The sequence below is a fragment of the Streptomyces sp. NPDC060209 genome (assembly GCF_042728155.1).
GTDB lineage: Bacteria > Actinomycetota > Actinomycetes > Streptomycetales > Streptomycetaceae > Streptomyces.
In genome coordinates this window covers 77,673-100,654 of record NZ_JBHWZS010000002.1, presented here as the reverse complement: position 1 = coordinate 100,654, position 22,982 = coordinate 77,673, and the positions used below count along the sequence as shown (strand labels likewise).

Annotated in this window: 21 protein-coding genes; 11 read left to right on the top strand and 10 right to left on the bottom strand. The window is 72.3% G+C overall.

Features of this window, described 5'->3' with window-relative positions:
* Positions 1-413 precede the first annotated feature (413 nt).
* Together ACFWFI_RS01025 and ACFWFI_RS01020 are read left to right on the top strand one after the other, a co-directional pair.
* Positions 414-1,430, top strand: a complete 1,017-nt coding sequence (locus ACFWFI_RS01025) for an ArsR/SmtB family transcription factor (RefSeq protein ID WP_387384006.1) — start codon at positions 414-416, stop codon at positions 1,428-1,430.
* Between the two features lie 128 nt (positions 1,431-1,558).
* Positions 1,559-1,975: a VOC family protein gene (locus ACFWFI_RS01020; protein WP_387384004.1), complete on the top strand. Its 417-nt coding sequence runs from the start codon at positions 1,559-1,561 to the stop codon at positions 1,973-1,975.
* A gap of 59 nt (positions 1,976-2,034) precedes the next feature.
* Here the strand turns inward: ACFWFI_RS01020 and ACFWFI_RS01015 are convergent, their stop codons facing one another.
* The 4 genes from ACFWFI_RS01015 to ACFWFI_RS01000 form a co-directional block, all read right to left on the bottom strand.
* The gene (locus tag ACFWFI_RS01015; RefSeq protein WP_387384002.1) at positions 2,035-3,201 is read right to left on the bottom strand and encodes an alkaline phosphatase PhoX; all 1,167 of its coding nucleotides are present in this window, start codon (positions 3,199-3,201) and stop codon (positions 2,035-2,037) included.
* 116 nt (positions 3,202-3,317) lie between these two features.
* Positions 3,318-3,677, bottom strand: coding sequence for a nitrite reductase small subunit NirD (gene nirD / locus ACFWFI_RS01010; protein WP_387384000.1), 360 nt, complete (start codon positions 3,675-3,677; stop codon positions 3,318-3,320).
* Positions 3,677-6,262 (bottom strand): nitrite reductase large subunit NirB, encoded by a 2,586-nt coding sequence (gene nirB, locus ACFWFI_RS01005; RefSeq protein WP_387383999.1) that lies wholly within the window; start codon positions 6,260-6,262, stop codon positions 3,677-3,679. The genes nirD and nirB overlap by 1 nt, the downstream gene beginning before the upstream one ends.
* On the bottom strand, positions 6,262-7,527 hold the full coding sequence (locus tag ACFWFI_RS01000) for an NAD(P)/FAD-dependent oxidoreductase (protein ID WP_387383997.1): 1,266 nt from the start codon (positions 7,525-7,527) through the stop codon (positions 6,262-6,264). The genes nirB and ACFWFI_RS01000 overlap by 1 nt, the downstream gene beginning before the upstream one ends.
* Before the next feature lie 150 nt (positions 7,528-7,677).
* Here ACFWFI_RS01000 and ACFWFI_RS00995 point away from each other — a divergent pair, with 150 nt between their 5' ends.
* On the top strand, positions 7,678-8,469 hold the full coding sequence (locus ACFWFI_RS00995) for a sulfite exporter TauE/SafE family protein (protein ID WP_387383996.1): 792 nt from the start codon (positions 7,678-7,680) through the stop codon (positions 8,467-8,469).
* Here ACFWFI_RS00995 and ACFWFI_RS00990 read toward each other — a convergent pair whose 3' ends face one another.
* From ACFWFI_RS00990 to ACFWFI_RS00975, 4 genes are all read right to left on the bottom strand, one after another.
* Complete coding sequence (locus tag ACFWFI_RS00990) at positions 8,470-9,102, bottom strand: class F sortase (RefSeq protein WP_387383995.1); 633 nt, start codon at positions 9,100-9,102, stop codon at positions 8,470-8,472.
* Positions 9,103-9,125: 23 nt separating this feature from the next.
* Positions 9,126-9,830 (bottom strand): hypothetical protein, encoded by a 705-nt coding sequence (locus ACFWFI_RS00985; RefSeq protein WP_387383993.1) that lies wholly within the window; start codon positions 9,828-9,830, stop codon positions 9,126-9,128.
* Positions 9,831-10,185: 355 nt separating this feature from the next.
* Positions 10,186-10,662, bottom strand: a complete 477-nt coding sequence (locus ACFWFI_RS00980; protein WP_387383991.1) for a DUF5990 family protein — start codon at positions 10,660-10,662, stop codon at positions 10,186-10,188.
* Positions 10,663-10,691: 29 nt separating this feature from the next.
* Positions 10,692-11,486, bottom strand: a complete 795-nt coding sequence (locus ACFWFI_RS00975) for an aminotransferase class IV family protein (RefSeq protein ID WP_387383989.1) — start codon at positions 11,484-11,486, stop codon at positions 10,692-10,694.
* 69 nt (positions 11,487-11,555) lie between these two features.
* On the opposite strand from ACFWFI_RS00975, the gene ACFWFI_RS00970 reads away from it, so the two are divergent.
* The 3 genes from ACFWFI_RS00970 to ACFWFI_RS00960 are packed head-to-tail and all read left to right on the top strand — an operon-like array spanning position 11,556 to position 13,012.
* Positions 11,556-12,134 carry an NADPH-dependent FMN reductase gene (locus tag ACFWFI_RS00970; protein ID WP_387383987.1) on the top strand — a complete coding sequence of 193 codons (579 nt, stop codon included), beginning with the start codon at positions 11,556-11,558 and terminating at the stop codon, positions 12,132-12,134.
* A 57-nt stretch (positions 12,135-12,191) separates the two neighbouring features.
* A complete protein-coding gene (gene cutA / locus ACFWFI_RS00965) occupies positions 12,192-12,530 on the top strand; it encodes a divalent-cation tolerance protein CutA (protein WP_387383986.1) in 339 nt (112 codons plus the stop codon).
* Positions 12,527-13,012 (top strand): gamma-glutamylcyclotransferase family protein, encoded by a 486-nt coding sequence (locus tag ACFWFI_RS00960; RefSeq protein WP_387383984.1) that lies wholly within the window; start codon positions 12,527-12,529, stop codon positions 13,010-13,012. The genes cutA and ACFWFI_RS00960 overlap by 4 nt, the downstream gene beginning before the upstream one ends.
* On the opposite strand, the gene ACFWFI_RS00955 is transcribed toward ACFWFI_RS00960, so the two are convergent.
* Both ACFWFI_RS00955 and ACFWFI_RS00950 read right to left on the bottom strand, forming a co-directional pair.
* Positions 12,975-15,050 carry a molybdopterin oxidoreductase family protein gene (locus ACFWFI_RS00955; RefSeq protein ID WP_387383982.1) on the bottom strand — a complete coding sequence of 692 codons (2,076 nt, stop codon included), beginning with the start codon at positions 15,048-15,050 and terminating at the stop codon, positions 12,975-12,977. The genes ACFWFI_RS00960 and ACFWFI_RS00955 overlap by 38 nt on opposite strands.
* A gap of 67 nt (positions 15,051-15,117) precedes the next feature.
* Complete coding sequence (locus ACFWFI_RS00950) at positions 15,118-15,873, bottom strand: SanA/YdcF family protein (protein ID WP_387383980.1); 756 nt, start codon at positions 15,871-15,873, stop codon at positions 15,118-15,120.
* 181 nt (positions 15,874-16,054) lie between these two features.
* Between ACFWFI_RS00950 and ACFWFI_RS00945 the strand changes: the two genes are divergently transcribed.
* The 5 genes from ACFWFI_RS00945 to ACFWFI_RS00925 all read left to right on the top strand — a co-directional run bounded on the left by ACFWFI_RS00945 (position 16,055) and on the right by ACFWFI_RS00925 (position 22,940).
* Positions 16,055-16,960, top strand: coding sequence for a sirohydrochlorin chelatase (locus tag ACFWFI_RS00945; RefSeq protein ID WP_387383978.1), 906 nt, complete (start codon positions 16,055-16,057; stop codon positions 16,958-16,960).
* A gap of 36 nt (positions 16,961-16,996) precedes the next feature.
* Complete coding sequence (locus ACFWFI_RS00940) at positions 16,997-18,307, top strand: deoxyguanosinetriphosphate triphosphohydrolase (protein WP_387383976.1); 1,311 nt, start codon at positions 16,997-16,999, stop codon at positions 18,305-18,307.
* Positions 18,308-18,425: 118 nt separating this feature from the next.
* Positions 18,426-19,685 carry an NAD(P)/FAD-dependent oxidoreductase gene (locus ACFWFI_RS00935; protein ID WP_387383975.1) on the top strand — a complete coding sequence of 420 codons (1,260 nt, stop codon included), beginning with the start codon at positions 18,426-18,428 and terminating at the stop codon, positions 19,683-19,685.
* 96 nt (positions 19,686-19,781) lie between these two features.
* Positions 19,782-21,686, top strand: coding sequence for a DNA primase (dnaG, locus tag ACFWFI_RS00930; RefSeq protein ID WP_387383973.1), 1,905 nt, complete (start codon positions 19,782-19,784; stop codon positions 21,684-21,686).
* 177 nt (positions 21,687-21,863) lie between these two features.
* The gene (locus ACFWFI_RS00925) at positions 21,864-22,940 is read left to right on the top strand and encodes an RNA polymerase sigma factor (protein ID WP_387383971.1); all 1,077 of its coding nucleotides are present in this window, start codon (positions 21,864-21,866) and stop codon (positions 22,938-22,940) included.
* The last annotated feature ends 42 nt before the right edge of the window (positions 22,941-22,982 follow it).

Below are 22,982 nucleotides of genomic sequence, written 5' to 3'. Positions count from 1 at the left end.
CGCGGGGGGGGCGGGTTACCCGGTACGGGGCGGCACCCTGTGCGGGGGTGCCGCCGCTTCGTCAATTGAACGGCGAACCATTTGAGGTGGTTGGCTTTTCACCGTTCGGTGCGCAAATCAGGGACGAACGGCCTGGGTGCGGCCCAGGGATCCCCACCCCTGGACCGCACCCGCTTACCCCTGCCGGGTACGGAGCCGCACCGTCGTTCACCGCCGCCGAACGGGCAAAGCCCCCCACGGCCCTCACCCGCTCTTCGGTGACTCCGGTAACGCACCCGACGTCGTACAGCTTTTCGGGTGGCGGGGATGCGGGCGAGACATTTCAACTGTGGCCGAAACCCCGTGGTGACCTCCTGTGACGCTGTGCATACGCTTCGGCGGGGGCAATTGCGGGTGCAACAGGTGGGGGTTCGGTGCTTCGTATTCATGTGTCCGGGGTGGACCTTTCGCGCGTGCGGATGGCCACGAGGCCGGACGCGATGTGGGAAACCATTCTCAGTTTCCACCGGTTGAGGGACCGGCGGGGTTCCACCGTGTTCGGGAAATGGCGGAAGGAATCCCGAACCCGGTTGAATGGTGAAGCACGTCTGCTGTCCACGGTCGTTCCGCCCCGCGGCTATTTCCCCGACTTCCTGACGCCTTCTCAGGGGAGTGCCGAGCCATTCGGGCTCGATGCCGGAATGGAGGCGCTGCGCGACACCCCGGTGGATCGGATCCAGGAGGAGCTCGGACTGCTGGCGCGAAATGCCCCCCTCGCGCGGAGGGCGTCCGCCGGACCCCCGTCGGCCGCCGCGCTGCCGGAGGCGCTCGCAGAGGGGCGTACGGAGCCGCTGGGGCGCCTCATCTCCACCCTGCGCGCATACCACCGCGCCGCGGTCGAGCCGTACTGGCCGCACATCCGGGCGAGCGTCGAGGCCGACCGGGCCGTCCGGGGCCGCGCCCTGCTGGACGGCGGCGCGGACGAGCTCCTGGCCACCCTGCCGCCGATGATCCGCTGGCGTGCCCCCGTGCTGGAGGCGGACTATCCCGTCGACCGGGAACTGCGCCTGGACGGGCGGGGTCTGCTCCTGCAGCCGTCGTTCTTCTGCCGGGGCACCCCGGTCGTCTACCGCGACCCGTCCCTCCCGCCGGTCCTCGTCTACCCGGTCACCCACCCCGGCGCCCCGGCCGTCGCCGAGCCCGGCCCGTGGCTCGGCCGGCTCGTGGGCCACACGCGCTCGGCGGTCCTGCGGTCCATAGGCAACGGCTGCACGACGAGCGAGCTGGCCCGCAGGACCGGGGTGTCCCTCGCCTCGGCGAGCCAGCACGCCTGCGTGCTGCGCGAGGCCGGCCTGGTCCGCACCCTGCGCCACGGCAGCTCGGTCCTGCACACCCTCACGCCGCTGGGCGCCGCCCTGATCAGGGGCGGAGCCCCGCTCGCTGTGCCCTGAGGCCCGCGGCGCCGGAACGGCCCGGCCGGCGGCGATGAGTTTCGCGGTGCCCCGTCGTCTACCTCTCGTAAGCGCTCGTACGGAGCGCCCGGAGCACCGCAGAGTGCCGGACGGAAGAGTGGAACATCATGCCTCAGCCCCAGATGATCTTCGTGAACCTGCCGGTCAAGGACCTCGGGACGACGAAGAGCTTCTTCGCGAAGCTCGGCTTCGGCTTCAACCCGCAGTTCAGCGACGAGACGACCGCCTGTCTCGTCATCAGCGACACCATCTTCGCCATGCTCATCAGCGAGCCCCGCTTCAAGGAGTTCACCAAGAAGGAGATCGCCGACTCCTCCAGAACGACCGAAGTCCTCATCGCGCTGAGCGCGGACAGCCGCGAGAAGGTCGACGAGCTGGCCGACACCGCGCTGGCCAACGGAGGGTCGCCCGCCAACGACCCCATGGACGAGGGCTTCATGTACGGCCGCTCCTTCCAGGACCCCGACCACCACATCTGGGAGGTCGTCTGGATGGACCCGGCGGCGGTCGAGGGCCAGGCCTGAGACCCGGGGAGGCAGCGGTCGCGGAACCGGCGCCGCGACCGCCGCCTCCCGGGGGTGGGTCAGGAGCGGAACGGCCCCGTCACCTCGTAGGTGATGCCACCCGACGAGCTCCCGCTGGTGCCGCGCTGCGAGGAGAAGTACAGGCGCCGTCCGTCCGGGGAGAACGCCGGCCCGGTGATCTCGGAGCCGGACTGGCCGCTGATCCGCAGGAACGGGGCGACGGTGTCGTCCGGTGTGATCAGGCAGATCTCCATGTTCCCGCCGTCCTCCGCGACGTACAGGTCACCGGAGACGGCGCGGGTGACGTTGTCGACGCCGGTCAGCGGGGCGCTGCCGCCCGTGACGAGCGAGTCGTCGTAGACGAGTGAGAGGGACGAGGCGTTCGCGTCGTACGCCCACACACGGTTGTCGCCCTTGGTGGTGAACCAGCAGGTGCCCGCCGCGTAGAAGCAGCCCTCGCCGCCGTTGAACACCTTGGCGCCGGAGACCTGGTAGCGGGTCTGGGTGGGCGATCCGTCCGGGTCGGGGACCGTCGTCCAGGTCACCGGGCCCGAGGTGCCGGTGCCCGCGACCAGCACCTGGAGCGTGCCGGACGACAGACTGCCCCACGTGGTGGGGCGGAAGCGGTAGAAGCGGCCGTCCGTCTCGTCCTCGGTCAGGTAGACGTAGCCGTGGTCGGGGTCCGCGGCCGCCGCCTCGTGCTTGAAGCGGCCCATCGCGGGGCGCTGCACGGCGGCGTTCACCCCCCACGGGTCGGTCTCGTACACGAAGCCGCGGGTGACCTCCTCGCAGGAGAGCCAGGTGTTCCACGGGGTCCGGCCGCCCGCGCAGTTGGTGTTCGTGCCGGACAGGATCCGGTACGCAGAGGTGACGGTCCCGGAGGAGTTGAAGCGCACCGCGCTCGCCCCGCCGCCGCTGCTCGCGGACACCTCGGCGTTGGAGACGTAGATCCAGCCGCTGCCGTCGGTGAAGGTGGCACCGCCGTCAGGCGCGCTGTGCCAGGTGTACGAGGTGCCGGGGACGGTCTGCCCGGAGCGGGCGATGATCCTGCTGGTGAAACCGCTCGGCAGCAGGATGCCGTTGCTGTTCGCCGCCTGCAGCGCGCCGTAGGGGCCTGTGGCCGGCTGGGCCGGGTCCGCGAAGGCGGCACCCCGCCACAGGGTGCCGCCGAATGCCGCCGCCGAGGTGCCGATCACCGCTGTGCGCAAGAAGGTCCGACGTTCCACGATCACTCCACGGGTGACGTGCGGGCCCGCCGGTCCGGTCGGACCGGCGGGTCGAACGTCAGGACAGTAGAGGCGCGTGGTGGCCGGAGCTCCAACGTGTCATGAACGGGGCGGGGTCAGTCCGCGCGGACCGAGAAGACCGGCACGGTGACGTCGTCGTCGTCCAGGCAGGCGCCCGTCTCCAGGTCGAAGCGCTGCTTCAGCAGCGGCGACGCGACGAACGGCCGCCCCCCGGCGGAGCCGACCAGGCCGCGGGAGAGGACGTACGCACCGGTGAACGGGTCACGGTTGTCGATCGCGTACGCGCGCCCCGACCGGTCCACGAACAGCGCGACCTGCCGGCCGTCCGGGAGGAGAGCCGCCACACCGCGCCCCGGGGTCAGCAGCGAACGGTCGCAGACCGTGAGCCAGGCGTCCCCGTCCGCGAGCTGGATCGTCCGGGTGTCCTGCGCCGTTTCCATCGTCTGGGTCGTCATCAGGAGGAAGTCCCTTCAAGAGTACGGATGGCAAGCACCGGGCCCGCGAGGATGTCCAGGTCGGGCTTGACCTGGTCGCGCTCGGGGACGAACTTGACCGAGGGGTCGGGTGCGTCGGGGGCGTTGACGAAGGTGACGAAGCGGCGCAGCCGCTCCGGGTCGTTGATGGTCTCGGCCCACTCGTCGCGGTAGCCGCGGACGTGGTCGGCCATCAGCCGCTCCAGCTCGTCGCACAGCCCCAGCGAGTCGTGGACGACGACGTCCCGTACGTGGTCCAGGCCGCCCTCGATCCGGTCCAGCCAGGTCGAGGTGCGCTCCAGCCGGTCGGCCGTGCGGATGTAGAACATCAGGAACCGGTCGATGAGACGGACCAGTTCGGCATCGGACAGGTCCTGGGCCAGCAGGTCCGCGTGACGCGGTGTGGCCCCGCCGTTGCCGCCGACGTAGAGGTTCCAGCCCTGGGCCGTGGCGATGATCCCGAAGTCCTTGCCGCGGGCCTCCGCGCACTCGCGGGCGCAGCCCGAGACAGCCGACTTCAGCTTGTGCGGCGAGCGCAGACCCCGGTAGCGCAGCTCCAGGTCGATCGCCATCTTCACCGAGTCCTGCACGCCGTAGCGGCACCAGGTCTGCCCCACACAGGACTTGACCGTGCGCAGCGACTTCCCGTACGCGTGCCCCGACTCGAAGCCCGCGTCCACCAGGCGTGTCCAGATCAGCGGCAGCTGGTCGACGCGGGCGCCGAACAGGTCGATCCGCTGGCCGCCGGTGATCTTCGTGTAGAGGCCGAAGTCCCTGGCCACCTCGCCGATCACGATCAGCTTCTCCGGGGTGATCTCACCGCCGGGGATGCGCGGCACGATCGAGTAGGAGCCGTTGCGCTGGAGGTTGGCCAGGAAGTGGTCGTTGGTGTCCTGGAGGGCCGCCTGCTCGCCGTCCAGGACGTAGCCGCTCGCACCGACCGTCGGGGCCAGCGACGCGATGATCGAACCGACCGTGGGCTTGCAGACCTCGCAGCCGTCACCACCACGGGCCGCCTCGCGGCCGTGCGAGTCGAGGAGGTCGGCGTACGTCGTGACACCGAGGGTGCGGACGATCTCGTACAGCTCGCTGCGGGTGTACTCGAAGCAGCCGCACAGCCCCTGGTCCTCGGGCTGCGGCAGCAGCTGGCCGATGACCTTGACGCAACTGCCGCATCCCGTGCCGGCCTTGGTGCACTTCTTCACCTCGGGCAGCGTGGTGTGCTCGCAGATCGCGCCCTTGGTCACGTTGTGGCAGGAGCAGATCACGGCCTCGTCGGGCAGCGAGGAGGGGCCGAGGGTGACCGGGCCGCCCGCACCGGCCGGCAGCACCAGCTGCTCCGGGGCGACGGGGAGGACCGTGCCGGTCATCGGCCGCAGCGTGCCGTACTGGTCGGCGTCCCCGACCAGGACACCGCCGAGCAGCGTGCCGTCCTGGCCGATCACCAGCTTCTTGTAGACACCCGAGCGGGAGTCCGCGTACACGACGTCGAGACAGCCCTCGGCCGCGCCGTGCGCGTCACCGAAGGAGGCGACGTCCACACCGAGCAGCTTCAGCTTCGTCGAGAGGTCGGCGCCGGTGAAGGAGGCCGCGTTGCCCGCGATCACCTCGGCGACCGCGACCGCCATCTCGTAGCCCGGCGCCACCAGCCCGTAGACCCGGCCGTCCGAGGCCAGCGCGCACTCGCCGATCGCGAAGACGTCGCTGTCCGAGGTGCGGCACTCCTCGTCGACGATGATGCCGCCGCGCGGGCCGACCGCCAGGCCGCAGTCGCGTGCCAGCTGGTCCCGGGGGCGCACACCGGCGGAGAAGACGACGAGATCGGTGGCGAGCGAGGAGCCGTCCGAGAGCGACATGCCGTCGACCCGGCCGTCCTCGCCCGCGGTGACCTCCTGGGTGCCGACGCCCGTGTGGACGGAGAGACCCATGTTCTCGATGGTGCGCAGCAGCGCGGCGCCGCCGCCGTCGTCGACCTGGACCGGCATCAGCCGGGGCGCGAACTCTACTACGTGCGTGCTGAGTCCGAGACCCTTCAGCGCGCCCGCGGCCTCAAGGCCGAGGAGCCCGCCACCGACGACAGCGCCGGTCTTCGCGGTTTTCGCGTACTCCTCGATCGCGAGGAGGTCCTCGATGGTGCGGTAGACGAAGCAGCCCTCGGTGTCCTTGCCGGGAACGGGCGGGACGAAGGGGTACGAGCCGGTGGCCAGTACCAGCGTGTCGTAGGAGAAGGTCTCCCCGGAGCGCGCGGTGACGGTGCGCGCCTCGCGGTCGATGCTCTCCGCCGGGTCGCCGACGCGCAGCTCGATGCCGTGGCGCTCCATGAAGTCCGGCTCGACGAGCGAGAGGTCCTCCGGCGTCTTCCCGGAGAAGTACGAGGTCAGCTGCACCCGGTCGTAGGCGGGGCGGGGCTCCTCGCAGAGCACGACGACCCTGGCGGTGCCCGCGGCGGCGGTCAGGCCGCGGTCGGCGAGTGCTTCCAGGAACCGCTGTCCGACCATGCCGTGCCCGACGACCACGATCGTCGGCACGCCTGCGGTGGGGGCGGTCGGGGGAGTGGACACCGGCATCAGAAGCCTCCGTCGTTGGTGAGCAGGTGGAGCAGGGACATGTCGGCGGGGAGGGGGTCGTCGTCCTGCCAGGTCCGGGCGAGGGTGCCGACCGCGGCGAGATCGCCGAACAGCACCCCGCCCGCCAGCCGGTCGCCCCGGACGACGACCGTGCGGTACGCGCCCCGGGTGGCGTCGGCCAGCCGGATCACGTCGTCGCCGGGCATCGGGCGGGAGTCGCCGAAGGCGGCCAGGTCGAGACCTCCTGACGTCCCGGAGACGACGGTGGCTCCGGTGGTTCCGGCAGTGACGGGGGTGGAGGCGGGGGAGCGCAGGGTGAGCCGCGTCAGGGCCCTGGTGCCTCCGTAGCGGGCGGGGCGTCCGGCCAGCACCTCGGCCAGCACGTCGGCCTGTTCGAGCGCGGCACCCGCCAGCCCGTAGACCGTCCCGTCGTGCTCGGCGCAGTCGCCGACCGCGTGGATGTACGGGTCCGAGGTGCGCAGCTCGTCGTCCACGACGACGCCCTTGCGGACCTCGAGCCCGGCGGCCTGGGCCAGACCCGCCCTGGGGCGTACCCCGCAGGCCAGCACCGTGATCTCGGCCTCCAGCTCGTAGCCGTCGGCGAGTTCCACGGCGCGCACCGCCGGTGTGTCCCCGTCGGTGCAGCGCAGCCCGCGCACCCGGCACTCGGTGTGCACCTCGACCCCGAGGGCCTCCAGGTGACGGCGCAGCATCCCGGCCGCCTCGGCGTCCAGCTGGCGCTCCATGAGGTGCTCGCCCTGCTGGGCCAGCACCACCTGGGCACCGCACTCGGCCAGTGCGCGGGCGGCCGACACCCCGAGGAGCCCGCCGCCGATGACGACGGCGCGTACGCCGGGGCGGACAGCGGCGCGCAGAGCCAGGCAGTCGTCGAGGGTGCGGAAGGGATGCACCCCGTCCGGCAGCGTGTGGCCGAGGCCCCGCAGCGGCGGGAGCACCGGGTTGGAGCCGGTGGCCAGCACCAGGCGCTCGTAGCCGATGACGCTGCCGTCGTCGCAGAGCACCTGGCGCTCCGCCCGGTCGATCCGCACGACACGCACCCCGCGCCGCACCTCGGCGGGCGGCAGCGCGATCACGTCCGGCTCGTACCGGCCGGCGAGCACCTCGGCCAGCAGCACCCTGTTGTACGGGGCGTGCGCCTCCTCGCCGATGACGGTGACGCCGGGGACCCGGGCGGCGAGCCGTGCGCCCGCCATCCCGGCGCCGATCACCACCACCCGCGCCGCGTTCTCCGTCTGTGTCCTCATGCCAATGAGAGTGCGCGGCGGGTGTTACCCGACCGCATCCCTCCTGTTTCCCGGGAGGAACCTTGCGCTCAGCGCGTCACGACGCCCTCTGTGAGGGCGGGGACACAACCGGTTGGACGGTGTACCCACCACCTGCTTAAGGTCGCGAGCATGCCTGAGATCACCCTCACCACCCTGGTCCTCCTCTGTCTGGCCGCCGCGGCGGCCGGCTGGATCGACGCCGTGGTGGGCGGCGGCGGGCTCCTCCTCCTGCCCGCCCTGCTGCTGGGCCTGCCGCACGTCCCGGCCGCGCACATCCTCGGCACCAACAAGGCCGTCGCCATCGTCGGCACGTCGGGTGCCGCCGTGACCTACGTACGCAAGGCGCCGGTGCGGGTCGGGACCGCCGTGCGGATCGGGCTCATGGCGCTCGTGGGATCGATGACGGGCGCCTTCTTCGCCGCGGGCATCAGCAGCGACGTGCTGCGCCCTGTGATCATGGTGGTGCTGCTCGCCGTCGCGGCCTTCGTGATGCTGCGGCCGTCCTTCGGCACGGCGGCGGCCGGCGACGGTAAGGGCCAGAAGGTCACCCGGGCCCGTACGGTCACCGCGATCGTGCTGGTCGGCGGCGGTATCGGCTTCTACGACGGGCTGTTCGGGCCCGGCACGGGCACCTTCCTGGTGCTGGCGCTGACCGCCGTGCTCCACCTCGATCTGGTCACCGCGTCCGCCAACGCCAAGATCGTGAACGTCTGCACGAACGGCGGCGCGCTGGCGATGTTCGCCTACCAGGGCACCGTCCTGTGGCAGCTGGCCGCCCTGATGGCCGTATTCAATCTGGCGGGCGGGATGCTCGGGGCGCGGATGGCTCTCAGGAAGGGCAGCGACTTCGTCCGCGGGGTCCTGCTGGTCGTGGTGTTCTCGCTGGTCGCCAAGCTCGGCTTCGACCAGTGGACGGCTTGATCAGCGCACTTCCGTGAGGTGGGCGTACGCCACCACGTTGCCCAGGTAGCCCGTCTCGCGGGTGAAACCGCCGCCGCAGGTGATCAGCCGCAGCGAGGCGTGCGGGGTGGCACCGTAGACCCGCTTGTCCGGGAATTCGTCGTTCTCGTACACCTCGACCGCGTCGACCGAGAAGACGGCGGTGCGGCCGTCCCCGCGGTCGATCTCGACCACGGCGCCCTTCTTGAGGGAACCGAGGGAGTAGAACACGGACGGCCCCTCCGCGTTGTCGACATGGCCTGCGACTATCGCCGTGCCCTTGGCGCCGGGCGGTGTGCCGTCCTCGAACCAGCCCGCGAGGTTGCGGTTCCCGGCGGGCGGTGCGTCCAGGCTGCCGTCCGCGCCCAGCCCGAGACCCGTCATGGGCGCGTCCACGCCGATGCCGGGGATGCGGATCCTGACCGGCGCGGAGGGGCGCAGCGGGTCGGCGACCCGGGTGCCGGGCCGTGGTTCGGGGCCCGCGGCGAACGCCTCGGCGGTGGACGGCTGGGGGGCGACGGTGCGGGTGGCCGCGCCGTTGTGGACAAGCCATATCCCGCACAGCGCGGCGATGCCCACCAGCCAGGCCCTGGCCTTCAGTGCCGTCCTGTCCACGTCCCGACCCCTGCCGGTCGCCTTCAGCGGCGGAAGTCGTACGTGCGGCGGCGCCGCAGCAGCAGGGCACCGGCGAGGGCTGCCGCCCCGACGAGGCCGGCGCCCGCGGCGAGCTGGGCGGTATCGGGGGAGGCGCTGCCGCCGACACCCGTCCCCACGTGCCCGGAGGGTCGGCTGGGGCTGGGGCTGGGGCTGGGCGCGGTCGTGGGCCGGTGCCCCGGGGGCACGGGAGGCTTCGCGGATCCGGGGTCGGTCCCCGACGAGGGCACGGGTTCGGGGCGGGTTCCCGTTCCGGGCGGTGTCCCCGTGCCTACCCCGGGCGGCTGGACCGTTCCGGCCTCGTCACCGGTCCCCGCCCCGCCCTCCTCCGTCTCCGGCCAGGTGGGCCCCGACACCGCTGCCGGGTCGTCGGGCGCCTCCGGGCCGTCGACCGGGTCAGGGTCGTCGACCGCTGCCGGATCCTCGGCCTCCAGGCCCGCCAGGGGATCCAGTTCCCCGGCCGCTCCCAGATCATCGGCCGCCACCCCGCCGCTGTCGCAGGAGGCCGCCGGCGGGGTGCCTGCCGTGTCTTCGGGCCCGCAATCCGCCGCGCCGGGCGCGGCCGTCGCGGCGGTGAGTTCCGGGCCGCCGAGGCCGTCCGCGTATGCGTACGGGGTGGCGAGGCCGAGCGCGGCGGCGGTGAGGGCCGCAGCGGCGGTACCGGTCACGAGGCGGGCAGGGCTACGCATGGGAATCCTCCGGGCAGACGGATGTGTCCTGCCTCCGAGGTAACGGGCCGGGCCCGTCGGCCGCATGCTGACGCATCGTCAGCTTTCACCCGTACGGACCCGGGGAGCGCGCCCGCCCGCTCGGCCCCGTGCAGGTCGCGGCGGTGGCGGAGACCGCCGGGTCCGCCCGGTGCCGATCGGGTGACCTCCCGGTCCATCAGTGTGACGCAGGTCACAAGAATGGACTCGGATGGACCGGGCACACGGTCCCTACCCCCCCACGGGACGGCAGCCCCCCCGCCGGCCCCACGGCAACTGCCCTCACCGGCCCACCCCCCCCCGGGACCGGTGAGGGCGGTGTCATGTCTCCCCTGACTCAGGCCCCGCGAGGTTCACTCCCGTCCGTCGCGGACCAGGTGATGTCCGGCGGGCGCACACGGGCGCACCGCGGCTGCCCCCGGCCGTCGCTCAGGCGCAGGCGCGCGGTGAGGTGACCTGTCCGTGCGGCGGCCCGGAGCACCTCCGGGTCGATGTCGCTCATCATCAGCTTGGCCCGGCGGAACATGGTGAAGGCGCCGGAGCCGTCCACGGTGCCCCAGGACAGATAGACGAAGCGTCCCCCGAGCCGGTTCTGGACGTACGGCCCCGACACCTCGATGCCCTCCGCGGTGGACACGGCGGTGCAGTCCAGGGTCCAGGAGGCCCCCGCCGCGTCGCCGGGATGCAGGCCGAGCAGCTCGTCGGGCCGGTCCTTGCGCTGCACGCCGACGTGAATGTTGTCGAAACCGGCGAAGTCGGTGTCAGGGCCGCAGGTGCGGCCCGGGAGTTCTGAGGCTTCGATATGGATCTGCATGGTCCCCATGGTCCCGTACGTCGAGGAGGTCAGACGGGCTCGCGAGGGGCGTCCTCGTACACCCGGCCGAGCAGCTTCATCAGGTCCTCGTCGACGGCGAAGAGGGTGTCGTCGATCCGGTGGACCGGGGCGATGCCCTGCGAGTTGGTGACGAACGCCGCCCGGTACGCGTCCAGCCCGTCCAGCGTCACTCCGCGCCGCACCGAGGGCCGGTCCGTCCGCGCGAGTCCGCGCTCCAGCAGCGCCATGGTGATGCCGGTCAGTGCCGGGGCGTCCGGCCAGACCACCGAAGTGCCGTCCCAGAAGCCGATGTTGGTGATCGATCCTTCGGTCACCATGCCGGCGGGCGAGGTCAGGAGCGCCTCGTCGAAGCCCGCCCGCCTGGCCTGCTGCCCGTAGTAGGTCTGGCCGAACTCGCCGGGGCGCTTGATGTGCGGCACGGAGCGGGCGAAGGGGACCGACATCAGGCTCTGCGGCGCACCGTCCGCGCGGACCGGCTCCCGCACCGTCACCATCGGTACCGTCGCCGCGCTGCCCGGCGGCATGAAGCCGTGCACCCGGACCGACGCGTCCCGTGTGCCGGCGCCGTCGAGCGCGTGCCCGATCAGCCGTCGCACGCGCTCCCCGTCCAGGGGTGCTCCGAACAGTTCCAGGTTCGCGGAGTCCAGGCGGTCCAGATGCAGGGCGAGGCCGCGTACCGTGCGGTCCCTGACCTGCATCGCGGTGAAATGGCCGTAGCCCGCGAAGGCCGGGATCCGCAGATCCTCCTCGGTGGCCGGGTGCCCGTCGAACTCGACGTAGAGGTCCGGTGCGGATGTCGTCATGGCTTCCAGCGTAGGTGCCGCGACACGGCGCTTGACCTCAATCTAGGTTGAGGTGTGAGTCTGCGGTGCATGGACATCGACACACCTGCTCCCACTCCGTCCGACGCCCCGCTGAAGGTGGCCGTCATCCTCGGCAGCAACCGCGAGGGCCGCTTCGGGCCCGTCGTCGCCGAATGGTTCCTCGGACGGGCGGCCGGCCACCCGGACATCGAGACCGAACTGATCGATGTCGCCGAGACCGAGCCGCCTGCCACCGGAGCCGCCCTGGCGACCCCGCGACTCGCGCGCGCCGACGCCTTCGTCGTGCTGACCCCCGAGTACAACCACTCCTACCCGGCCCCGCTGAAGAACCTCATCGACCGGCACTTCGCCGAATGGCAGGCCAAGCCCGTCGCGTTCGTGTCGTACGGCGGGATCTCCGGTGGCCTGCGGGCCGTCGAGCACCTGCGCCAGGTCTTCGCCGAACTGCACGCCGTCTCCGTGCGCGACACCGTCTCCTTCCACAACGCGGGCGCCCTCTTCGACGACCGGGGGGTGCCCAAGGACTCGGCCCAGGCCGACGGGGCGGCCAAGAGGATGCTCGACCAGCTGGTCTGGTGGGGCCGCGCCCTGCGCGAGGCCAGGACCCTGCACCCGTACGGCGGCTGACGCGGCGGGAGCCGACAATCGAGGGGCCACGGACGCCGAGAACGAGGAGACCCGGGGATGACCGAGCCCGTATGGCTGACCGTACTGACCACGACGGACAGCGAGGAGAAGGCCCACACCCTGGCCCGGGGCGCGGTGGAGGCACGGCTCGCCGCCTGCGCCCAGATCTCGGCGCCCGTCACCTCCGTCTACCGGTGGGAGGGCGCCGTCGAGACCGGCGAGGAGCGGCAGGTGCTGTTCAAGACGACCGCCGAGCGGTACGACGAGCTGGAGGCCCACCTCGTCGCGGCGCACGACTACGGGACGCCGGAGATCATCGCGGTCCCCGTCGTACGCGGCAGCGATCGCTACCTCGCCTGGGTGTCCGCGGAGACGGCGCCCGTGGCGACGCCGTGACGGACGTCCGGCTGCCCTTCTTCGTGTACGGCACGCTGCTCCCCGGAGAGGCCAACCACGACCGGTTCCTCCTCGGCCGCACCCGCGAGGAGCTCCCGGCGGTGCTGCCGGGAGCCCTCCTCTACGAGGGCCCCGGCTACCCGTACGCGATCGAGGGCCACGGCACCGTCCACGGCGCGCTGGTCACCGCCGCGCCCGGGGCGTACGCCGAGCTGCTCGGGCTCCTGGACGACCTGGAGCAGTACCTGGGGCCGGACCACCCGCGCAATCTGTACGAGCGGGTGGCCCGCCGGGCCTTTCCCGGGACGCTGCCGGACGCACCCGCCGGCGGTTGTGACGAGGGCGTCCCCGGTGAGCCCGTCCGCGCCTGGGTCTATCTCGCCGCGACCGCCGTCGCCCGCTCCCTGCGAACCGGCGGGACGCCCGTACCGAGCGGCGACTGGCTCAGCCGGCGGCCTCCACCCGCACCGCGCACACCTTGAACTCCGGCATCCGCGACACCGGGTCCAGCGCCGGGTTCGTCAGGGAGTTGGCCCGGCCCTCGCCCGGCCAGTGGAACGGCATGAAGACGGTGTCCTGCCGGATCGCCACGGTGATCCGGGCCGGTGCCACCGCCCGCCCCCGCCGCGAGGTGACCGCGACGCTCTCGCCCTCGGCCACCCCGATCCGCTCGGCGAGCCGCGGATGCAGCTCCACGAACGGCCCGGGCGCGGCCGCGTTCAGCTCGGCCACCCGGCGGGTCTGCGCCCCCGACTGGTACTGGGACACGACCCGTCCGGTCGTCAGCACAACCGGGTACTCCGCGTCCGTCTCCTCAGCGGCGGCCCGGTGCGTGACCGGGACGAACCTGGCCCGCCCGTCGTCCGTCGCGAACCGCTCCAGGAACAACCGCGGCGTCCCGGCGTGCTCCTCGTCCGGACAGGGCCAGAACACCCCGTCCTCCGCCGCGATCCGGGCGTACGTGATGCCGGCGTAGTCGGCCGGGCCACCCGCCGACGCCCGGCGCAGTTCTTCGAAGACCTCCTCCGGATCGGCCGGGAACCCCTTGCCGTGCCCCAGGAGCCCGGCCAGCGCGTTCAGCACCTCCAGGTCGCTGCGCACCCCCTCCGGCGGCATGACCGCACGCTGCCGCAGCAGCACCCGGCCCTCCAGGCTGGTCGTCGTCCCGCTCTCCTCCGCCCACTGCGTCACCGGCAGCACCACATCGGCCAGCGCCGCCGTCTCGGACAGCACCACATCCGCGACCGCCAGGAAGTCCAGCGACTTCAGCCGCTCCTCGATGTGCCCCGCGTTCGGCGCCGACACGACCGGGTTGGACCCCATGACCAGCAGCGACCGCACATCCCGCCCCAGCGCGTCCAGCAGCTCGTACGCGCTGCGCCCCGGCCCCGGCAGCGTGTCGGGGTCGACGCCCCACACCCCGGCCACATGGCGGCGCGCCGCTGGGTCCGTGAGCTTGCGGTAGCCGGGCAGCTGGTCGGCCTTCTGGCCGTGCTCCCGCCCTCCCTGGCCGTTGCCCTGGCCGGTCAGGCAGCCGTAGCCGGACAGCGGGCGGCCCGCGCGGCCGGTGGCCAGGCAGAAGTTGATCCACGCCCCCACCGTGTCCGTGCCCTTGGCCTGCTGCTCGGGTCCCCGCGCGGTGAGCACCATCCCGCTCTCCGCCCCGCAGAACATCTCCACGGCCTCACGCAGCTGCGGCACGGGCACCCCGGTGAGGCGCTCCACCAGTTCCGGCCAGTGCGCCATCGCACCCGCCCTGGCCTCGTCCCAGCCGGTCGTCCGGGTGCGGACGAAGTCCTCGTCCACCCGCCCGTCCGCCACGACCAGATGCAGCATGCCGAGCGCCAGGGCCAGGTCCGTGCCCGGCCGGGGCGACAGGTGCAGATCCGCCTGCTCGGCGGTCCTGGTCCGGCGCGGATCGATGACGATCAGCCTGCCGCCGTTCTCCCGCAGCTCGGTCAGATAGCGCAGCGCGGGCGGCATCGTCTCCGCGAGGTTCGAGCCGACCAGGATCACGCACCCGGTCCGGGGGATGTCCTCCAGCGGGAAGGGCAGCCCGCGGTCGAGGCCGAAGGCCCTCTGGTGCGCGGCGGCCGCCGACGACATGCAGAAGCGGCCGTTGTAGTCGATCTGCGAGGTGCCGAGCACCACCCGGGCGAACTTCCCGAGGGCGTACGCCTTCTCGTTGGTGAGCCCACCCCCGCCGAACACACCGACGGCGTCCGCGCCGTGCTCCGCCCGCGTCCCGCGCAGCCCGTCCGCGATCCGCTCCAGCGCCTCGCCCCAGCTCGCCGGCGCCAGCTCACCGCCCGCGTCGCGCACGAGGGGCCCGGTCAGCCGGACACCGGCGGCGAGCACGGCGGGCGCGGTGCGCCCCTTGCCGCACAGGGCTCCCCGGTTGACGGGGAACTCGGTGCGCTCCACGACCTCGACCACCCCGCCGTCGGTGACCGGTCGCAGCTTCATCCCGCACTGGAGCGCGCAGTACGGGCAGTGGGTGGACGTCTCGGTGCGGGCCATACACCCAGCGTGCGAGGCCGGTATTACGAGTACCGGTGCGTCCGGTTACGCCCCCGGTACGCGCACCTCAGCCCGCCCCGCCCGTCGCCGTGAGGTCACCCGCGAGCGCCTCCGCCACCCCCGGCTCCCGCGGACCCAGGAAGTGCGGATCCGGCTCGAACACCGCGTCCAGGAGCGCCTTGCCCGCCGCGAACACCTCCCGCGTCCCGCCGTAGTACCAGGTCACATCGTGTACGGCGTCGACCCCCACCCCGTACGCGTCGATCCCGGCCGAGCGGCACAGCGCGATCGCCCGCCGGATGTGGAAGCCCTGGCTCACCAGGACGGCCCGGTCGACCCCGAATATCTTCTTGGCCCGGACGCAGGAGTCCCAGGTGTCGAAGCCCGCGTAGTCGCTGACGATCCGCCCGTCCGGCACACCGCGCGCCGTGAGATACGTGCGCATGGCATCCGGTTCGTCGTACTCCACGCGGCTGTTGTCCCCGGTGACGAGCACGACCCGGACCTTGCCGGCCCTGTACAGCTCGGCGGCGGCGTCCAGCCGGTGTGCGAGATACGGCGACGGACGGCCCTCCCACAGCCCCGCCCCGAACACCACTGCGACCTGCTGCGCAGGGGCGTCGGCCGTCGTCCGGACCCGGGCGTCGGCCGTGGTGTGCAGCCACGTGGCGGGCGCCAGCGCCACCGCACAGGCGACCATCAGCGCCTGCACCAGCCGCCGCTGCCCCCGACGGGTCCTCGGCAGCCGCGGCCGTGCGGCGGCGAGCCCTCTCAGGGCCCTCAGCCGCGCACGGCCGAGTCCCTCCGGTGTCCTCAGCCGCATGCGGCGCCCCCCCGCGCTCGTACCGGTTTCCTCATGGAAGGGACGAACGACGAGGGCGAAAGGTTCGCCGGGCCGGTATGAACAGGTACTGACACCGCCGGCGCCCTTGCCGTGAGACAGAGGCAAACACCCGTCACCGGTGCGAAACGGCCCGGCAACGTCCGCCCGGCACCATCGGTCCATGACGGAGTCGGCATCGGAACACCCCCGTGAGCCCCTGCCCCTCGACAGCACAGCGCAACTCCTGACCCGCATCACCTCCCAGCTCGGAACCCAGCTCAGCCTCGTCTCCCTGAACGGAACCCGCAGGCCTATGCACCGCATACGGAGATCCGCCCCCACCCTGGTCGCCGTCGCGCACGGCAGCCGGGACCCGCAGGCCCTGCGCACCGTCCTGGAGCTCCTGGACCGGGTACGGGAGCTGCGGCCCGGCCTCGACGTCCGGCTCGGCCACATCGAGCTGAACGAACCCCTGCTGCCGGACACACTGGACGGCATCGGACGGGGTGACGCCGTGCTGGTGCCGCTGCTGCTCGGCCGCGGCCACCACGTCCGGCACGACCTGCCCCTCGCCGCGGCGGCCGCGAGCCACCTCCGGACCCGTGTGGCGGCCCCGCTCGGACCGCATCCGCTGCTCGTCGAGGCCCTGTACGAGCGCCTCGTCGAGGCCGGCTGGCGGGACGAGGACGGCACGAGCCGCAACGCCGCCGTCGTGCTCGCCGCCGCCGGGTCACGCGACCCCGACTCGGACGTCGACGCGCGCCGTACCGCCGCCATGCTCAGCGACCGCCTCGGCGGGGTCCCCGTCGTCCCCGCGTACGCGTCGGCGGCCAGGCCGGACGTGCCGGCCGCCCTGCGCGCACTCGCCGCACGCGGCCGCCACCGGGTGGCCCTCGCCTCGTACTTCACGGCACCCGGCCGCTTCGCGACCGTCTCGGCCGCCGCAGCACCGGGCATCGCCGCCGCACCGCTCGGCGCGCACCCGGCGATGGCACGTCTCCTGCTGCACCGCTACGACAAGGCCCTGACCGGTGAGGCGCCCGCCTACGGCGCCCTGACGCACCCGCAGCTCCTGGCCTCCGCCTGACCCTCCCCGTCAGTCCGTCCGTCTAATCTCGGGGACATGGACGGTACGCACGACCCCAGGGACACGCCGTACGGCGCAGCTGACACCGAGCGCTGGGACACCGAGCCCGACAAACGGCCCGGCCGCACCGCGTTCCAGCGCGACCGGGCGCGGGTGCTCCACTCCGCCGCCCTGCGCAGGCTCGCCGGCAAGACCCAGGTCGTCACGCCCGGCACCCGGAGCGGGGCCTGGGACGCCAGCCCGCGCACCCGCCTCACCCACTCCCTGGAGTGCGCCCAGGTCGGCCGGGAGCTCGGTGCCGCCCTCGGCTGCGACCCCGACCTCGTGGAGGCGGCCTGCCTCTCCCACGACATGGGCCACCCGCCCTTCGGCCACAACGGCGAACAGGCGCTCAACGACTTCGCGTCGGACTGCGGCGGCTTCGAGGGCAACGCCCAGTCGCTGCGGCTGCTGACCCGACTCGAACCCAAGCGCTTCGTCCGCGACCCCCGCAGCGGTGAGCTCGTCAGCGTCGGGCTCAATCTCACCCGGGCCGCCCTGGACGCCGCCACCAAGTACCCCTGGCCCCGGGGCGCGCACCCCACCGACCCCGGCTCACCGAAGTTCGGGGTGTACGAGGACGACCTGCCGGTCTTCGCCTGGGCCCGCAAGGGGGCGCCGCAGGACGGCAGATGCTTCGAGGCCCAGGTCATGGACTGGTCCGACGACGTCGCCTACTCGGTCCACGACTTCGAGGACGGACTGCACGCCGGACACATCGACCCCGGCTGCCTCTTCTCCGGGCCGGAGCGCGCGGAGATCTGGGACGTCGCCATCGGCCGTTACGTCCCGGCGGACACCGACCCCCAGGAGCTCGCCGACGCCCTCGACCGGCTCACCGCCCAGGAGTGGTGGCCGCACGGCTACGACGGCACCGCGGTCGCCCAGGCCCGGCTGAAGGACGCGACGAGCCAGCTCATCGGCAGGTTCTGCCTCGCAGCCGAGGCCGCGACCCACGCCGCGTACGGGCCCGGACGACTCGGCAGATACGGCGCCGAGCTCATCGTCCCGCGCGAGGTCCGCAACGAGTGCGCCGTGCTCAAGGCCGTCGCGGACCGTTACGTCATGCAGCGTGCCGAACAGGAGGTCATCCGCGCCGGGCAGCGGATCGTCATCGCCGAGCTCGCCGCCGCCCTCACCGCACGCGCGCCCGAAGGACTCGAGCCGCAGTTCCGCGCCCTGTACGCGGCGGCGCCCGACGACCGGGCCCGCAAGAGGGTCCTCGTCGACCAGATCGCCGCACTGACGGACGCCTCCGCGCGGTCCCTTCACGGAACACTCACGGGCGCCCGGCAGACTGGACCATGACCGGGCCACATGCCAGCGGCTGTGACCTGATCGGGGCACACCCTCTTTCGCCATCACGCTGCGTGCGGGACGCTCGCAGGTGGAGGCGCCGCGCAGCCAAGTACCGAGGAGGCATCAAGTGGTCGACGCACATCGGACGTTCGTCATCATCGGCGGAGGACTCGCCGGAGCGAAGGCGGCCGAGACACTCCGGGCGGAGGGTTTCAGCGGCCGGGTGATCCTCATCGGCGACGAGCGCGACCATCCGTACGAGCGGCCTCCTCTGTCCAAGGGCTATCTGCTGGGCAAGGACGAACGGGACTCCGTCTTCGTCCACAGGACCGCCTGGTACGCGGGCGCCGACATCGAGCTCCACCTCGGCCAGGTGGTCACCTCCATCGACCGGGAAGGCCGGTCCGTCCAACTCGGCGACAACACCGTCGTCCACTACGACAAGCTGCTGCTCGCCACGGGCGCCGAGCCCCGCCGCCTCGACATCCCGGGCACCGACCTGGTCGGCGTCCACCATCTGCGTCGTCTCGCCCACTCCGACCGGCTGCGCAACGTCCTCGCGGCCCTCGGCCGCGACAACGGACACCTGGTGATCGCCGGAGCCGGCTGGATCGGCCTGGAGGTCGCCGCGGCGGCCCGCGGCTACGGCGCCGAGGTCACCGTCGTCGCCCCCTCGGCGACCCCGCTGCACCACGTCGTCGGCCCGGAGGTCGGCCAGATCTTCACCGATCTGCACGCCGAGCACGGCGTCCGCTTCCACTTCGGCGCCCGCCTCACAGAGATCACCGGGGAGGACGGCCTGGTCCTCGCCGCCCGTACCGACGACGGCGAGGAGCACCCCGCCCACGACGTGCTCGCCGCGATCGGCGCGGCCCCGCGCACCTCGCTCGCCGAGGCCGCCGGGCTCGACATGGCGGACCGGGCCCAGGGCGGCGGTGTCGTCGTCGACGCCTCGCTGCGCACCTCCGACCCGCACATCTACGCCGCCGGGGACATCGCGTCCGTGGACCATCCGCTCTTCGGCGGGCGGCTGCGCGTGGAGCACTGGGCGAACGCCCTGAACAGCGGACCCGCCGCCGCGAAGGCCATGCTGGGCCAGGACGTGACGTACGACCGGGTGCCGTACTTCTTCTCCGACCAGTACGACCTCGGGCTGGAGTACTCGGGCTGGGCGCCGCCCGGTTCGTACGACCAGGTCGTCATCCGGGGCGATGCCGGCAAGCGCGAGTTCATCGCCTTCTGGCTGAAGGACCGCCGGGTCCTCGCCGGGATGAACGTCAATGTGTGGGACGTCACCGAGGACATCCAGAAGCTGATCAAGGCCGCCCGGCCGGTCGACCCGGACACCCTGGGCGACCCGTCGGTGCCCCTGGATTCCCTGCTCTGACCGGTGGCCCGGACATCCGGGACGTCCGGCGCCCGGGGGCGGTGCCCCCGCTGCCGGCCGGTCCCGGATGTCCGGCCCCACCCGTAGACTTCACCCGTGGCAGGCAGGATCAATGACGACGACGTGAAGGCGGTCCGGGACGCGGTCCCGATCGACGCCGTCGTGTCCGAGTACCTTCAGCTGCGCAACGCGGGCGGCGGAAACCTCAAGGGTCTCTGCCCCTTCCACGACGAGAAGTCCCCCTCCTTCCAGGTGAGCCCGGGCAAGGGCCTGTTCCACTGCTTCGGCTGCCAGGAGGGCGGCGACACGATCGCCTTCGTGATGAAGATCGATCACCTCACCTTCTCCGAGACGGTCGAGCGCCTCGCCGCCAAGGCGGGCATCACCCTGCGGTACGAGGAGGGCGGCTACAACCCCTCCCACCAGCGCGGCGAGCGGATCCGGCTGGTCGAGGCACACAAGATCGCCGCCGATTTCTACCGCGAGCAGCTGAACGGCCCCGAAGCCGAGATCGGCCGGAAGTTCCTCGCCGAACGCGGCTTCGACCAGGACGCGGCGGCCCACTTCGGCGTCGGCTACAGCCCGGCGGGCTGGGACCACCTCACCCGCTATCTGCGCGGCAAGGGCTTCAGCGACAAGGAGCTCATCAGCTCCGGCATCTCCCAGGACGGCCGCCGCGGCCCCATCGACCGCTTCCGCGGCCGGCTGATGTGGCCGATCAGCGACACCTCCGGAGAGATCGTCGGCTTCGGCGCCCGCAAGCTCCGCGACGACGACAACGGCCCGAAGTACCTCAACACCCCCGAGACCTCGATCTACAAGAAGTCCCAGGTGCTGTACGGCATCGACCTGGCCAAGAAGGACATCGCCAAGGCGAGCCGGGCCGTCGTGGTCGAGGGCTACACCGACGTGATGGCCTGCCACCTCGCCGGGATCACCACGGCCATCGCCACCTGCGGGACGGCGTTCGGCGGCGACCACATCAAGATCCTCCGCCGGCTCCTGATGGACAACGGCAGCGCCCGGGTGATCTTCACCTTCGACGGTGACGCAGCAGGTCAGAAGGCCGCCCTGCGCGCCTTCGAGGACGACCAGAAGTTCGCCGCCGAGACCTACATCGCGATCGCCCCGGACAACATGGACCCGTGCGACCTGCGGCTCGCCAAGGGCGACGACGCCGTCCGCGACCTGGTCGAGCCCCGCACCCCGCTCTTCGAATTCGCGCTCCGCCAGATCGTCGGCCGCTACGACCTGGAGACCCCGGCCGGCCGCGCCGCGGCCCTGGACGAGGCCGCGCCCGTCGTCGCCAAGATCAAGACGAGCAGTGTGCAGCGAGAGGTGGCCGTCCAGCTCGCCGGCTTCGTCGGCATCCTCGACCAGGAATTCGTCGTCCACCGGGTCAACCAGCTCGCCCAGTGGGCCCGCGGGCGGGGAGAGCAGCGAGGACCCGGGCCGGCCTCGCGCAAGGGCGCGCAGCGCCAGCAGGTCCAGGCCCCCGCTGCCCAGTCCGGCCCCGCGCTCAATCTCCGCAGCCCCGCCCACCGCACTGAGCGCGAGCTGCTCAAGCTCGCCCTGCAGAAGCCCGCGCTGGTGTCGCCCGCATTCGACGCCTACGGCATCGACGAGTTCACCGCCCCGCCGTACGCGGCGGTGCGCCAGTGCATCGCGGAGGCCGGCGGCGCCGAGCTGGGCGTCGCCGAGACCCGCGAGTACCTGGTCCAGGTGCTCGACGCCACCCCCGACGACACGGTGCGCAAGCTCGTCACAGAGCTCGCGGTCGAGGTCTTCCACGGCAAGTCCATCGACGAGTCGTACGCCGGCCAGCACCTGGTCAAGGTCCGCCTCCGCGCCGTCGACCGCAGGATCGACGACGTCCAGGGCAGCCTCGCCCGCCTCGGCAGCAATGTCGCCCCGGAGCACCTGGCCGCCGCTCAGAACGAGGTCTGGGTCCTCCAGCAGTACGCCCAGTCGCTGCGGAGCCACGGCGCCGACGCCCTCTGAGCCGGATCAGCACCCCGTTACGCTCCGGACGCAAAAAGTCACCGCACGCCCCTCGTGGCGGTGATGTGTCGTACCCCACACTGGGTGGCGGTGCCTGAGTCATCGGAGCGCGACCGGTCCGTCCGGGACGGACCTCCATCCCCGCGATCCGGCAGCGATCACCTGGAGGTCGCCCCCGTGCAGACCCGGACCGTGCCGACCACGACCGAGCATGTCCCGGCGATTCCCGCGCAGAACCGGGTCACACGTCACCCGGAGACGGCGGGCACGCCCGAACCGGTACTGGAGGAACCGGTGGAGGCCCCGGAGCTCCCGGAGCCGCGGAGCCGTCCGGAAGCAGGCGGCCCGACGTCCGACCTCTTCCGCCAGTACTTACGGGAGATCGGACGGATACCGCTGCTCAGCGCCGCCGAGGAGGTGGACCTCGCCCGCTGCGTCGAGGCGGGGCTCTTCGCCGAGGAACGGCTCGCCGGCACCCCTGACCCCGACTCCCGGCTCGCCTTCGATCTGGACCGGCTCGTGGTCATGGGGCGGATGGCGAAACGCCGGCTCATCGAGGCCAACCTCCGCCTCGTGGTCTCCGTGGCCAAACGCTACGTGGGCCGGGGCCTGACCATGCTCGACCTGGTCCAGGAGGGGAACCTCGGACTGATCAGGGCGGTCGAGAAATTCGACTACGCACGGGGCTACAAGTTCTCCACCTACGCGACCTGGTGGATCCGTCAGGCGATGTCCCGCGCACTGGCCGACCAGGCCAGGACCATAAGAGTCCCGGTGCACGTCGTCGAGCTGATCAACCGGGTCGTGCGCGTCCAGCGCCGCATGCTCCAGGAACGCGGCTACGAGCCCACCCCCGAAGAGGTCGCGGCCCAGCTCGACCTGACGCCCGAACGCGTCGGCGAGGTCCTGCGTCTCGCCCAGGAACCCGTGTCCCTGCACGCCCCCGTGGGCGAGGAGGACGACGTCGCCTTCGGTGACCTCATCGAGGACGGTGACGCCGCCTCACCCGTGGAGTCCGCGGCCTTCCTGCTGCTGCGCGAACACCTGGAGGCGGTGCTCTCCACGCTCGGGGAACGGGAGAGGAAGGTCGTCCAGCTGCGCTACGGACTGGACGACGGGCGGCCCCGCACGCTCGAGGAGATCGGCAGGATCTTCGGCGTGACACGCGAACGCATCCGCCAGATCGAGTCCAAGACCCTCGACAAGCTGCGGGACCACGCCTTCGCCGACCAGCTCCGCGGCTATCTGGACTGAGCGGCACGGCGGGGGGCGGGGACCGCCCTCACGAGCCGTCCC

Coding starts and splice junctions, on each gene's coding strand:
- ACFWFI_RS01020 (WP_387384004.1), top strand. CDS start 1,559: ATGCCTCAGCCCCAGATGATCTTCGTGAACCTGCCGGTCAAGGACCTC.
- nirD (WP_387384000.1), bottom strand. CDS start 3,677: ATGACGACCCAGACGATGGAAACGGCGCAGGACACCCGGACGATCCAG.
- nirB (WP_387383999.1), bottom strand. CDS start 6,262: ATGCCGGTGTCCACTCCCCCGACCGCCCCCACCGCAGGCGTGCCGACG.
- ACFWFI_RS01000 (WP_387383997.1), bottom strand. CDS start 7,527: ATGAGGACACAGACGGAGAACGCGGCGCGGGTGGTGGTGATCGGCGCC.
- ACFWFI_RS00995 (WP_387383996.1), top strand. CDS start 7,678: ATGCCTGAGATCACCCTCACCACCCTGGTCCTCCTCTGTCTGGCCGCC.
- ACFWFI_RS00985 (WP_387383993.1), bottom strand. CDS start 9,830: ATGCGTAGCCCTGCCCGCCTCGTGACCGGTACCGCCGCTGCGGCCCTC.
- ACFWFI_RS00980 (WP_387383991.1), bottom strand. CDS start 10,662: ATGCAGATCCATATCGAAGCCTCAGAACTCCCGGGCCGCACCTGCGGC.
- ACFWFI_RS00975 (WP_387383989.1), bottom strand. CDS start 11,486: ATGACGACATCCGCACCGGACCTCTACGTCGAGTTCGACGGGCACCCG.
- ACFWFI_RS00970 (WP_387383987.1), top strand. CDS start 11,556: ATGGACATCGACACACCTGCTCCCACTCCGTCCGACGCCCCGCTGAAG.
- cutA (WP_387383986.1), top strand. CDS start 12,192: ATGACCGAGCCCGTATGGCTGACCGTACTGACCACGACGGACAGCGAG.
- ACFWFI_RS00955 (WP_387383982.1), bottom strand. CDS start 15,050: ATGGCCCGCACCGAGACGTCCACCCACTGCCCGTACTGCGCGCTCCAG.
- ACFWFI_RS00950 (WP_387383980.1), bottom strand. CDS start 15,873: ATGCGGCTGAGGACACCGGAGGGACTCGGCCGTGCGCGGCTGAGGGCC.
- ACFWFI_RS00945 (WP_387383978.1), top strand. CDS start 16,055: ATGACGGAGTCGGCATCGGAACACCCCCGTGAGCCCCTGCCCCTCGAC.
- ACFWFI_RS00940 (WP_387383976.1), top strand. CDS start 16,997: ATGGACGGTACGCACGACCCCAGGGACACGCCGTACGGCGCAGCTGAC.